At 62.9% G+C, this 12,221-nt stretch carries 15 protein-coding genes; 2 read left to right on the top strand and 13 right to left on the bottom strand.

Going from position 1 to position 12,221, the window contains the following annotated elements; translation table 11 throughout:
* Nucleotides 1–64 precede the first annotated feature (64 nt).
* The gene (gene rpoH / locus R2N16_RS02210; RefSeq protein WP_428984084.1) at nucleotides 65–958 is read left to right on the top strand and encodes an RNA polymerase sigma factor RpoH; all 894 of its coding nucleotides are present in this window, start codon (nucleotides 65–67) and stop codon (nucleotides 956–958) included.
* A gap of 68 nt (nucleotides 959–1,026) precedes the next feature.
* Here the strand turns inward: rpoH and R2N16_RS02215 are convergent, their stop codons facing one another.
* From R2N16_RS02215 to R2N16_RS02235, 5 genes are all read right to left on the bottom strand, one after another.
* Nucleotides 1,027–1,632: an SCO family protein gene (locus tag R2N16_RS02215; RefSeq protein WP_316663936.1), complete on the bottom strand. Its 606-nt coding sequence runs from the start codon at nucleotides 1,630–1,632 to the stop codon at nucleotides 1,027–1,029.
* A 69-nt stretch (nucleotides 1,633–1,701) separates the two neighbouring features.
* On the bottom strand, nucleotides 1,702–2,643 hold the full coding sequence (gene cyoE, locus R2N16_RS02220) for a heme o synthase (RefSeq protein ID WP_004633461.1): 942 nt from the start codon (nucleotides 2,641–2,643) through the stop codon (nucleotides 1,702–1,704).
* 20 nt (nucleotides 2,644–2,663) lie between these two features.
* Complete coding sequence (locus tag R2N16_RS02225; RefSeq protein ID WP_316663937.1) at nucleotides 2,664–3,755, bottom strand: COX15/CtaA family protein; 1,092 nt, start codon at nucleotides 3,753–3,755, stop codon at nucleotides 2,664–2,666.
* Between the two features lie 3 nt (nucleotides 3,756–3,758).
* Nucleotides 3,759–4,415 carry an SCO family protein gene (locus R2N16_RS02230; RefSeq protein WP_316663939.1) on the bottom strand — a complete coding sequence of 219 codons (657 nt, stop codon included), beginning with the start codon at nucleotides 4,413–4,415 and terminating at the stop codon, nucleotides 3,759–3,761.
* 52 nt (nucleotides 4,416–4,467) lie between these two features.
* Nucleotides 4,468–5,238: an SURF1 family protein gene (locus R2N16_RS02235; protein WP_316663941.1), complete on the bottom strand. Its 771-nt coding sequence runs from the start codon at nucleotides 5,236–5,238 to the stop codon at nucleotides 4,468–4,470.
* Nucleotides 5,239–5,307: 69 nt separating this feature from the next.
* On the opposite strand from R2N16_RS02235, the gene R2N16_RS02240 reads away from it, so the two are divergent.
* On the top strand, nucleotides 5,308–5,517 hold the full coding sequence (locus R2N16_RS02240; protein ID WP_024976747.1) for a twin transmembrane helix small protein: 210 nt from the start codon (nucleotides 5,308–5,310) through the stop codon (nucleotides 5,515–5,517).
* A gap of 126 nt (nucleotides 5,518–5,643) precedes the next feature.
* Here R2N16_RS02240 and R2N16_RS02245 read toward each other — a convergent pair whose 3' ends face one another.
* From R2N16_RS02245 to R2N16_RS02280, 8 genes are all read right to left on the bottom strand, one after another.
* Nucleotides 5,644–6,504, bottom strand: coding sequence for a cytochrome c oxidase subunit 3 (locus tag R2N16_RS02245; RefSeq protein ID WP_045202471.1), 861 nt, complete (start codon nucleotides 6,502–6,504; stop codon nucleotides 5,644–5,646).
* A gap of 89 nt (nucleotides 6,505–6,593) precedes the next feature.
* Nucleotides 6,594–6,806, bottom strand: coding sequence for a DUF2970 domain-containing protein (locus R2N16_RS02250; protein WP_316663945.1), 213 nt, complete (start codon nucleotides 6,804–6,806; stop codon nucleotides 6,594–6,596).
* A 4-nt stretch (nucleotides 6,807–6,810) separates the two neighbouring features.
* A complete protein-coding gene (locus R2N16_RS02255) occupies nucleotides 6,811–7,419 on the bottom strand; it encodes a cytochrome c oxidase assembly protein (RefSeq protein ID WP_316663947.1) in 609 nt (202 codons plus the stop codon).
* Between the two features lie 49 nt (nucleotides 7,420–7,468).
* On the bottom strand, nucleotides 7,469–7,600 hold the full coding sequence (locus R2N16_RS02260) for a cytochrome oxidase small assembly protein (protein ID WP_009277177.1): 132 nt from the start codon (nucleotides 7,598–7,600) through the stop codon (nucleotides 7,469–7,471).
* 52 nt (nucleotides 7,601–7,652) lie between these two features.
* Nucleotides 7,653–9,257, bottom strand: coding sequence for a cytochrome c oxidase subunit I (ctaD, locus tag R2N16_RS02265; RefSeq protein ID WP_316663948.1), 1,605 nt, complete (start codon nucleotides 9,255–9,257; stop codon nucleotides 7,653–7,655).
* Nucleotides 9,258–9,298: 41 nt separating this feature from the next.
* Nucleotides 9,299–10,555 (bottom strand): cytochrome c oxidase subunit II, encoded by a 1,257-nt coding sequence (coxB, locus tag R2N16_RS02270; protein WP_316663949.1) that lies wholly within the window; start codon nucleotides 10,553–10,555, stop codon nucleotides 9,299–9,301.
* Between the two features lie 248 nt (nucleotides 10,556–10,803).
* Entirely contained in the window at nucleotides 10,804–10,989 is a 186-nt protein-coding gene (locus R2N16_RS02275) for a hypothetical protein (RefSeq protein ID WP_316663951.1), read from the bottom strand.
* 193 nt (nucleotides 10,990–11,182) lie between these two features.
* The gene (locus tag R2N16_RS02280; RefSeq protein ID WP_316663953.1) at nucleotides 11,183–12,124 is read right to left on the bottom strand and encodes a methyltransferase domain-containing protein; all 942 of its coding nucleotides are present in this window, start codon (nucleotides 12,122–12,124) and stop codon (nucleotides 11,183–11,185) included.
* Nucleotides 12,125–12,221: the final 97 nt, after the last annotated feature.

The following is a 12,221-nucleotide window of genomic DNA, read 5'->3' on the forward strand; positions in this document are numbered from 1 at the left end:
CTCCACTGGATTTCGACAGGAGTCCTGAGTGAACGCAGTCATCCCCGTGAATACCGTTTCCGCAATCGCCACCCAGCCGTCCGGCAATGCCGGTAATGGATGGGCACTGGCGTTCCCCGGCAACCTGGGCAACATTGACGCCTATATCCAGAGCGTCAATCGTGTGCCGATGCTGTCGGCCGAAGAAGAACAACGTCTGGCCCGCGAATACCGCGACAACGACAACCTCGATGCCGCCCGCCGTCTGGTGCTCTCCCACCTGCGCCTGGTGGTGTCGATTGCCCGCGGCTACCTCGGCTACGGCCTGCCGCATGCCGACCTGATCCAGGAAGGCAACATCGGCCTGATGAAGGCCGTCAAGCGCTTCGACCCGGATCAGGGCGTGCGTCTCGTCTCGTACGCAATGCACTGGATCAAGGCCGAGATGCACGAGTACATCCTGAAGAACTGGCGCATGGTCAAGGTGGCTACCACCAAGGCCCAGCGCAAGCTGTTCTTCAACCTGCGCAGCCACAAGCAGGATGCGCAGGCGACCTTCACGTCGGACGAGATCGACGCTGTGGCGGCCGAACTCAACGTCAAGGGCACCGAAGTGCGCGAGATGGAAACGCGCCTGTCGGGCGGCGACATCGCGCTGGAAGGCCAGATGGACGACGGCGAAGAGTCGTTCGCCCCGATCGCCTACCTGGCAGACACGCACAATGAGCCGACCCGCGTGATCGAAGCGCGTAGCAACGATCGCTTGCAAAGCGAAGGCATCGAAGCCGCGCTGGCCAAGCTGGACGACCGCAGCCGCCGCATCATCGAAGCCCGCTGGCTGAATGTGAACGATGACGGAACGGGCGGCTCGACGCTGCACGAGTTGGCTGACGAGTTTGGCGTGTCGGCCGAGCGCATCCGCCAGATCGAATCGGCCGCGATGAAGAAGATGAAGGGAGCACTGCAGGCCTTCGCATAAGCAGCCCGCCTCGCAATAAAAAGCCCGCCAGTTTGGCGGGCTTTTTATTTGGGCGCTGGTGGCAGAGATCAGTCGGCCAGCAGTTGCTTGATGTCGCGTGCGATGGGCTCGGGGCCCTGGCCGTGCTTGATGAACAGGCGCAGATTGCCCTTCGGATCAAACATGTAGCTGCCAGCGGTGTGATCCATGGTGTAGTTGTCGGGCGAGCTGCCCGGCACCTTGCTGTAGAACACCTTGAAGTCGGACGCGACCTTCTTCAGCTCAGCCTCGTTGGCCGGACGCATGCCGAGGAAGCGCGGATCAAATGCCGGCACGTACTTAGCCAGCAGGTCCTGCGTATCGCGCTCGGGGTCGACGGTGACGAACAGCACCTGTACGCGGTCGGCGTCTTTGCCGAGGGTGTCCATCACGGCGCGCAGTTCAGCCAGTGTGGTCGGACAGACATCCGGGCAATGCGTGTAACCGAAGAACATCACGACGACCTTACCGCGGAAATCTTCGAGCGTGCGGCGCTTGCCGGTGTGGTCGGTCAACGAAAAATCGGTACCGAAGCTTTTGGACCCGGTGATGTCGAGGTTCTTGAAGGCGGGCTTGTCGCTGCACGCCGTCAGCGCCAGCGCGGCGACGGCTAGCGCTGCAAACAGCACGGCGCGGAGGTGTCGGAATGAGGGCATGGTCATCGTGTTGGGAGCAGACCGCTTAGCGTAACGCCAACGGCACATGCTTGCTGGCACCCCTGTGCGTCACAGCGCCGCGCTTTGCGTGAGCGCCGGGCCGAACTTGAAGTAATGGTCCACAAGCAGCGCGGCAAACAGGATCGACAGATAGATGATCGAGTAGCGGAAGGTCTTCTGCGCCAGTGCGTCGGAATACTTGCGATACATGCGCCACGCATACGAGAGGAAGCCAAAGCCGAGCACGAGCGCCGTCACCAGGTAGATATAGCCGCTCATCCCGTAGACGAACGGCAGGATGGTCGCGGCGATCATGATGAGCGTGTACAGCAGGATATGCAGCAGCGTGTATTTCTCGCCGTGCGTGATCGGCAGCATCGGCAGGCCGGACTTGGCGTAGTCTGCGCGGCGGTACAGCGCGAGCGCCCAGAAGTGCGGTGGCGTCCAGGTAAAGATGATCAACACCAGGATCCACGCCTCGGCCGGCACGCTGTTGGCGACAGCCGCCCAACCCAGCGCCGGCGGCATTGCACCCGACAGGCCGCCGATGACAATGTTCTGCGGTGTGGCCGGCTTGAGCAGCAGCGTGTAGATGATCGCGTAGCCGATGAAGGTGGCGAAAGTCAGCCACATCGTCAGGTCGTTGGCGAAAACATGCAGCGTCCACATGCCCGCACCGCCCAGCACCAACGAGAACACCAGGATCTGCCGCGTGCCCAGCTCACCGCTGGCCGACGGGCGCCAGGCTGTGCGGCGCATCATCGCGTCAATCTTGCGCTCGACCAGGCAGTTGATGGCGAAGGCCGCGCCGGCAAACAGCCAGATGCCGACCGCGCCACCGATCAGCACGGGCCACGGCACCATGCCCGGCGTGGCCAGGAACATGCCGATCACGGCGCAGAACACGGCGAGCTGCGTGACGCGCGGCTTGGTGAGCGCCGCATACTGCGATGCGGTCGTTCGCCAGCCAGGAAGTTGAGTGGAAGTTGTTGGGGTTGCCACGGTATTCATAAAAAACAGTCAGACGGCATTCAGACGACGGCAGCCGCCACAGGCATCGGCGCTCGCGCTTGTGCGAGCCCGATCAGGTAATGCAGACGCACCATCAGCAACAGCAGCACGGCCGCGCCGCCGTTGTGCGCCACGGCAGCCAGCAGCGGCCAGCCCAGCACGATGTTCGAAAGGCCGGTCGCCAATTGCACAGCCAACACGACGAGCAGCACCGTCGCGACACGGCCGATGCCGTCGATGCGACGTGCGCGCACGCCCAGCCACGCCAGGTAGCTCAGCACGACGACTGCAAACACGCGGTGCGTCCAATGGATGGCAACCAGCGCATCGTGCGAGATGAAATCGCCGCCGGCGGTCTTGCCGAGCTGGCGCCAGAACGTGAAGCCGTGCACAAAGTCCATCGGCGGGACCCACTGGCCGTTGCACAGCGGGAAATCGGTACAGGCCAGCACAGCGTAGTTCGTGCTGACCCAGCCGCCCAGCGCAATCTGCACAACGAGCAGCACGAGTCCGATGGCCGCCGCCGTGCGCAACGACGCGCCACGCTCATCTACCACACGCGGCACGTCGTTCTTGCAGCCGAGCCAGATCAGCGCGGCCAGCAGCGACATGCCGAGCAGCAAGTGCGTCACTACGATTGCCGGCTGCAGCTTGAGCGTGACCGTCCACGCGCCAAAGGCACCCTGCACACACACCAGCGCCAGCACGGCCGTCGCATACCACGGAGACTGCTTCAGCTCCTTGCGCTTGGCCCACGCCAGCACCACCAGCGTGATGATCAGCACGCCCAGCGCAAGCGCGAAGTAGCGATGCGTCATCTCGATCCAAGCCTTCATCCACGTGACCGGGCCACTCGGCATGGCGGTCTGCGCTGCGTGGATGTCATCGCGCGCGTGGAACGGGTTGGACGTGCCATAGCAACCCGGCCAATCTGGGCAGCCCAGGCCCGAATCCGTCAGACGCGTGAAGCTGCCGAACATGATGAGGTCCAGCGTCAGGAAAGCGGTGATCCACACGAGCTTGCGGTACTTGTTGCGATCCCCTTTGACCAGCACATAGCACAGCGGGATCAGCGCAATCAGGATGCCGATGGAAGCAAGTTGCAGCAGCATGGCCTATCCGATGCGCGAATACTTCAAGAGCCGCGTCATATCCCCGCGCACCTTCTTCGGGTCCGGATCTTTCGGGAACTGCATCATCAGGTTGCCAAGCGGATCGACCAGGAAGAGGTGGTCTGCGGGCGGCGTCTTCCCATCAGCCAGCCAGTCCTTGGGCAACTCGGGCGCGCGCAGGAAGCGCACGGCACCGTAATCGTCGTTGTAGGCCTTGATCAGGCGCGGGTCGATTTCACCGCGGTCGGTCACAAGCCAGACGGGGACGATGCGGTCGCGGTCCGGGCCCTGGCCGATGCGCAGCTGGCGCATGGTGAAAAGCTTGCGCGCACAGTTGTCGTCGCAGGCGCTGCCATCCACGGACACCATCAGCCATTTGCCCTTGAGGCTGGCAAGCGGCACTTCAGTGCCGTGCTCGTCCTGCACCATCCAGCCGGTCGGGATGGGACGCTGCGGATCAACCAGCGCGCCGTACGCCGCCTTGCCGCCGGCTGGGGTGAAGACGTAGTACGCGAGGTACGACGCGATCACCGGGGAGGCGCAGACCAGCAGCAGGAACAGCATCATCAAGCGGCCGCGACGCGTACGCGCGTCGATGCGCGGGTCTTCGGACGCCCCAAGTGTGCCGGGCGCGCCGGGTGCGGATTCCTGATTCACCATGTGATTCCCAATACATTCAGCTGCGGCACTAAGCCGCAACGCGAGTTCGTGTTCAAGCGGGCCCGGAGGTGCCCGTCAAGCGGCGATAACGCCGCACGCTGTAGAAGACCATCAGCCCAAGCACCGCCGCGGCCATCGCAAACCACTGGAATGCATAACCGTAATTGCGGTCAGCGCCCGAGTCTGCGCGCGGCCAATCGCGCACCAGGCCGTCCTGCACGTCGGATTGCTGCTCCACTACAAACGGTTGGAGCGGCACGCCGATTTCGCGCGAGAAAGCGTCGAGGTCGATATTCTGCCTAAGTCGCTGGCCGACTTCACCCGCGCCATCCTTGCTGCCCAGACTGAAGACCCGGCTGGCATGTGGCACCGCCATCCCTTCGACCTGCACTTCGCCCGCCGGCGTGGTGTACGGCGCGATGCGCGTGCGGTCGGCCGGATCGCGCGGCAACCAGCCCCGGTTGACCAACACGGCACGCCCGCCCGCGCCTTCCAGCATCAGCGGGATGAGCACCTCGAAACCGGGGCGCGATACGCCATTGGTGACGTGTGGGCGATTCTCCAGAAGCACCGTGTGCGCCACGTCGAACGTTCCGCGCAGCAACACCGGCCGATACATCATCGAATCTGCCGTCACGGGCTGAGCGGTGATGCGCTGGGCGGGCGCATTTGCCAGCGCCACGATGCGGGCCTGCCGCTCGATGCGCTCGTGCGCACGCGAAAGCTGCCAACGCCCAAGCGAGCACGTGAGCGCGATCAGCGCCACACCCGCCAGCATCGGCACAGGCGCAAGCCAACGCCGCATCGGCACGCGCACGGTCATTGCGCGGCCTCGGTGAGATAATGCTCGGCAGCCATTTCCAACCCTTCATCGCCCAACCCGCAGCCCTCCATGCGCATCGTCGTTGCCATTGCGTTTCTGCTGATCCTCGGCAGCCTGGCCTCCGCACTGTTCTTCCTGATGCGCGACAAGGGCCACAGCAACCGGACCGTTCGGTCCTTGATGTTCCGCGTCGGGTTCTCGATCGCGCTGTTCATCTTCATCCTGGTCGCGAACCGGCTGGGGTGGATCCACAGTACCGGCATCCGCTTCGGCCAGTAGCCGCCGGCAAATCTCTCACGCCAGAAAAACGAAAACGCCGCAGCGGTGTCCCGTCTGCGGCATTGTCTTCGGCCGTCGTTGGCCGGGTCACGGGGCGACGCTGCGCCGCCCCGATCCCATGCGACCTTACAGCCAGTACACCACCACGTACAGGCCCAGCCACACCACGTCCACAAAGTGCCAGTACCACGCGGCGCCTTCGAATGCGAAGTGATGCTCCGGCGTGAAGTGGCCCTTGATCACACGGCCCAGCACCACCGACAGCATGATCGCGCCCATCGTCACGTGGAAGCCGTGGAAGCCCGTCAGCAGGAAGAACGTTGATCCATAGATACCCGAGGTCAGCTTCAGGTTCAGTTCGTGATAGGCGTGGATGTACTCGAACGCCTGGAAGCCCATGAACGTGAAGCCCAGGAGGATCGTCAGCAGCAGACCCTGGATGACCTGCGCGCGCTTGCCCTCCCGCAGCGCGTGGTGCGCCCACGTGAGCGTCACACCGGAGGTCAGCAGCAGCGCCGTATTGATGGTCGGGATCGGCCACGGACCCATCGTCGTGAACGGCGCCACCGTGCCGGCCGGGCCGGCGTTCGGCCACAGCGCGTTGAAGTCGGGCCACAGCAGCTTGTTGTTCAGATCGCCGAGCCACGGCATGGCAATCGTGCGCGCATAGAACAGCGCGCCGAAGAACGCCGCGAAGAACATCACTTCCGAGAAGATGAACCAGCTCATCGACCAGCGGAACGAGGCATCCACGCGGTCGCCGTACTTGCCGGTCTCGGATTCGGAGATGGCGTCGGCAAACCATGCACGCAGCACAAAGAGGAACCACAGCAGGCCGATCAGGAATGTCCACGGGGCCCATGGCTGAGCATTCACCCAAGCGGCGGAGCTCAACAGCACGATCAGCAGGCCGAGGCTCGCCGTAATCGGATGCCGCGACGGCCCGGGCACGAAGTAGTACGGAGCGTTTGCTCGATTCGCACTCATCTCTTTTTCTCCAGCTCTATTTTTTTAAGAATCCACTCGATGTTGCCCGGCCCATGCTGCGCGGGCCGTCTCCTCTACCTTCTCAATCTTCAACCGACAACCGCTCGTACGATCAGCAGCAGCACAATGACAAACAGGACCGCCGCCAGAATGCCCGCAATGATCACGTGCACGGGGTTCAATTGCGCCATGTCACGGTCATGATCACGGCCCTTGCGCACACCGAAGAAGGACCAGAACACCGCCTTCATCGTCTGTGCGAATGATGCGCGTCGCTTGGTCGCTTCCTTCAGTTCGTCCATGTCCTCACGTTCCCTTGCCTGGCATCGCCGGCGCAACGGCCGACGGCGCGTGGATCTCGAAGAAAGTGTAGGACAAGGTGATCGTCTTCACGCCCTTGGGAAGATCCGGATCAATCACAAACACCACCGGCATCTCGCGCGATTCGTTGGCCGTCAGCGTCTGCTGCTTGAAACAGAAGCACTCGATCTTCTTGAAGAACTCGGTTGCCTGCTTGGGCGCGTAACTCGGGATGGCCTGGGCCTCCACCGTGCGCCCCTCCTTGTTCACCACCTCGTAGACGATCTGGTTGATCTCGCCGGGGTGCACATCCATGGTGTTCTTGACCGGGCGGAAACGGAACGGCCCTTGGCTGTTCGAATCGAATTCCACCGTGATCGTGCGCGTCTTGTCGACCTGCGAGTTGCGCAGCGCGCCGCCGTCTTCATCACGCGTGTTCAACACGTTGATGTTCGTGATCTCGCAGATCTTCTTGTACAGCGGCACCATCGCGTAGCCGAAGCCAAACATGATCACGACCACGACAGCCAGTTTGCCGAGCATGGAGCGGTTCAGGCCGCGCTCGAGGGCTTTGTCGTCTTGGGTCGGGTCCGGCCGCGCCGGTGTCTGGCTCATAGGGATCTCGCGAAATCTCGGTTCAGCGATCAGCGCGTCGCTTGCCCGGCTAACCGCCGAACACCACGCGCTTGAAAATCACACCCAGGAAGAAAACCAACGCAATCGTGCCGAGGATCAACCCCAGGCGACGGTTGGCAGCGCGTTGCTCGGGCGTTGGGCTTTTTTCTGGATTCGACATCGTTGTCCGGAGGATCGCGGGGCCGACGCTCGCCAGCCCCGCGACACCTGCATTACTTCACGTGTGGCGGTTCTTCAAAGGTGTGGAACGGCGCCGGCGACGGTACGGTCCACTCCAGGCCTTCCGCGCCATCCCACGGCTTGTCGGCGGCCTTATCGCCACCGCGGTACGACGGCAGCACCACGAAGAAGAAGAAATACACCTGCATCAGGCCGAAACCCAGCGCACCGATCGACGCGATCGCGTTGAAATCGGCGAACTGCTGCGGGTAATCCGCATAGCGGCGCGGCATACCGGCCAGGCCCAGGAAGTGCATCGGGAAGAACGTGAGGTTGAAGGTGATCATCGAACCCCAGAAGTGGATCTTGCCGCGCGTCTCGCTATACATGTACCCAGACCACTTCGGACCCCAGTAATAGAAGCCCGCGAACAGCGCGAACAGCGAGCCGGCCACCAGCACGTAGTGGAAGTGCGCCACCACGTAGTAGGTGTCCTGCAGCTGGATGTCGATCGGGGCCACGGCCAGGATGAGGCCCGTGAAGCCGCCCACCGTGAACACGAAGATGAAGCCGATCGCGAACAGCATGGGCGTCTCGAACGTCATCGAGCCGCGCCACATCGTGGCCACCCAGTTGAAGATCTTCACGCCGGTCGGCACGGCAATCAGCATCGTCGCGTACATGAAGAACAGCTGGCCGGTCACGGGCATGCCGGTCGTGAACATGTGGTGGGCCCACACGATGAACGACAGGATGGCGATGGACGCCGTGGCGTACACCATCGAGCTGTAGCCGAACAGCGGCTTGCGGGCGAAGGCCGGCACGATCTGGCTGACGATACCGAACGCCGGCAAGATCATGATGTACACCTCGGGGTGCCCGAAGAACCAGAAGATGTGCTGGTACATCACCGGGTCACCGCCGCCGGCTGCCGAGAAGAAGCTCGTGCCGAAGTGGCGATCGGTCAGCACCATGGTGATCGCACCTGCCAGCACCGGCATCACGGCGATCAGCAGGTAGGCCGTGATCAGCCACGTCCAGCAGAACATCGGCATCTTCATCAGCGTCATGCCGGGCGCGCGCATGTTCAGGATGGTCACGATGATGTTGATCGCGCCCATGATCGACGATGCGCCCATGATGTGGATCGCGAAGATCGCCATGTCCATGCCCGGGCCCATCTGCACCGACAGCGGGGCATAGAGCGTCCAGCCGGCGGCCGTGGCGCCGCCCGGTGCGAAGAACGAACCCACCAGTAGCAGTGCCGCAGGCGGCAGCAGCCAGAAGCTGAAGTTGTTCATCCGCGCAAAGGCCATGTCGGACGCGCCGACCTGCAGCGGGATCATCCAGTTCGCAAAGCCCACGAAGGCCGGCATGATCGCGCCGAACACCATGATCAGGCCGTGCAGCGTGGTGAACTGGTTGAACAGCTCCGGATGGAAAAACTGCAGGCCGGGCTGGAACAGCTCAAGGCGGATCAGCAGGGCCAGCGTGCCGCCCGAGAGCAGCATCATGAAAGAGAACAGCAGGTACAGCGTACCGATGTCCTTGTGGTTGGTCGCAAACAGCCAACGGCGCCAGCCATGGGGATGGTCGTGCGCGTGGTCGTCTCCATGACCGTGCGCGTGATCTTGCGGGTGCGTAACAGCGGTGCTCATCGAGGAACTCCTAGGGTTCGGTTCGTCACGCAGACGATCAATCAGCCAGCGTTGCGGTCTTCGGCCGCATTCGCTTGTTGGGACGCCACCTTGCCGGCGGATTCAGTTGCAGCGGTCTTGGCGCCGCCACCTTCGGGCATCTTGCCGCCGCGCGCATCCTTCACTTGCGTGGGCTGCAGCAGGTCACCGGTATGGTTGCCCCAGTGATTGCGCTCGTAAGTGACGACGGAAGCGATTTCGACGTCGTTCAGTGCCGAAGCCCAGGGCGGCATAGCGCCCTTGCCGTGCAGCACGATGCCAACGTGATCAGCCAGCGGGCCATTGGCGATCTTCGAACCATCAAGCGCCGGGAACGGGCCGCCGCCCTTGCCGTTCGGCTGGTGGCAGACCGCGCAGTTGGCGGTGTAGACCTTCTCGCCGCGCGACTTCAGCTCTTCCAGCGTGTAGGTCTTGTTCGGGTCGTCGGCCTTGGCGGCCATTTCCTTCTTCTTGCCGTCGACCCACTTGGTGTAGTCGTCCTGCGAAAGCACGCGCACGACGATGGGCATGAAGGCGTGTTCCTTGCCGCACAGTTCGGCGCACTGGCCGCGATACACGCCGACCTTCTCAGCCTTGAACCACGCGTCGCGCACGAAGCCCGGAATCGCATCCTGCTTCACGCCAAACGCCGGGATCATCCACGAGTGAATCACGTCGTTGGCGGTGGTGACGATGCGCACCTTGCGGTTGACCGGCACGACCAGCTCATTGTCGACTTCGATCAGGTACGTGGTGCTCTTGGGCGCCTGGTTGTTGATCTGGTCACGCGGCGTGGTGAGCGTGGAGAGGAATGAAATGCCCTCGCCTTCGCCCTTCAGGTAGTCGTAACCCCACTTCCACTGGTAGCCGGTGGCCTTGATGGTGAGGTCGGAATTGGTGGTGTCCTTCATTGCGACCACGGCCTTGGTGGCCGGTAGCGCCATCCCGATCACGATCAGGAACGGCACGATGGTCCAGATGATTTCAACCGTGGTGCTTTCGTGGAACGTCGCCGGTTTGTGGCCGACCGACTTACGGTGCTTGAAAATGGAGTAGAACATCACCCCGAATACACCGATGAAGATCACGATACAGATGATCAGCATCATCCAGTGCAGCCAATGGATCTCGGCGGCGATCTTGGTGACCGGGGGCGCGAGATTGAGTTGCCGCACTGCGGGGCCGCCCGGCATGTCTTCCACTGCCAGGGCCGTTTGACTGAGGGCGAGGAGAGAACCTGCCGCCAGCAAACTTGCCAATGTCTTATTCAACATTTTCATTTTTTATCTACCCAATTGACAGATTCCACTCTGCCCCGGCGCGCGGCTCATGAGACCTGGGTTGGTTGCCCGTGCCCCAAACACCGGGAAAGCTCGTCCGCAAGCTTGCGCCGCCTGGCGCTCGCCTGCTAGATCACGAGCGCGCCATCTTCCAGCCAAGCGCGCCAGTAATCGGAGGCGTGGCGGGCATAGTACAGCAATGCCCATACGAGAATCGCGACCTCCAGCCCCGCGTCAGGCAACACCAATCACGCGCCCTGCCAGGCAGAAAACGAAGCGATGACGAACGGGGGAATGACGACCAAGGGGGTGAACCAGCCAATCTGGCGGGTTGAAAGCGAGCAGTTTCGCTTCATGAGCCAGGTCTTGCGCGGCGATTCCGAGATGGTGGAGGCGCCGCATGCTGGGTGGAGCGCGGTTTCAATGTCGTGCATTGAACCACTCCTGCCTCGGATGCATACCCGAACGGTTCGCCCGTGGCAAAAAACGGGATAGGCCTTTGGGGGGACTGCTGCGACAAACTGGCGCATTATATGGCCGCGATTGACCCCAAACAAGGTAAAGCGCCTTTATGCAAGTCCCGGCTTGACAAGGTGCAGCCAATGCCGTTTCCGCATCAAAAACGTCTTAGGCGCGCGGTTTGCGACCGATCTGATCGATCGGAATCATCGCCCTTCCCTGCTCGTCCAGCGCCTGCCGCTGGGCCGGCGCGAGCTTCCAGGCGTGGCCGTAAACGATTTCGAAGGTGAGCGGAATCAGCCCATCGGGATTGCGTTGCGCGTCGAGTGCGTCGAATAGCCGCTGGCGCCAGCGCGGCGTGTGCAGACCGGTGCCAGCGAGGCCGCGGCCCGCTTCATCCGTCAAGCCAGCCATGCCGCCGAGCAAGTGCACATCGGCCAGCAGCGCCTGCGGCGTCTCGTAGGTAATCGTGAGCTGCTCCATGTCCATGACGGGCGTGGACCAGCGGCTATGCACGAGCATGTCGCCAATGTCATGCATATCAACAAAGCGCAGCGTATGGACGCCCGCGTCAATGCCGGCCAGGGCGCTGCGCAGTTCGCGCAAGGTGTCTGGACCGAACAGACTGAACATCAGCAGGCCGCCTTCCGTGGTGATGCGGTGCCACTCGGGAAAGATCGCGTGCGGCGCCGGGTCCCAGTGCAGCGCCAGGTTCGACCACAGCAGATCGAATGACGCGCCGGCAAACGGCAGCGCGCGGAAGTCCGCCTGGGCGAAATCGAAGACCGGGCGCTTCTTCAGCAGGCGGCCGAGCCACCCGGCGTCGGTGCGCTGCGGGTCAAGCTTCTGCGCCCGCGCCAGCATGGCGGACGACCAGTCGACTCCGCAGATCTGCGCATCCGGATATTGCGCGCGCAATACCGCCAAGCCTTGTCCCAGGCCGCAACCCAAATCCAGGGCGCGCGCGGGCGTGGCCTTGATGTAGGACAGGCGATCTTGCATGCGGCTGCCCACTTCACGCAGCAGGAAATCCACGTCGGCAAAACGCGCGGCGCGGCGATCGAAGGCGCGCCGCAAGGCGGCAGGACGGGCGAGAGCGGGATCAGACATCGACAAGACGGGGCGGAATACTGCGGTTGCCAAGTATACCGGCCTGCAGTTTGAGGCGCCGTCCGATAGCCGAGGGGCCGCAAATCGGCTTGGATAG

It is taken from the genome of Ralstonia psammae (assembly GCF_958405935.1).
Classification (GTDB): domain Bacteria; phylum Pseudomonadota; class Gammaproteobacteria; order Burkholderiales; family Burkholderiaceae; genus Ralstonia; species Ralstonia psammae.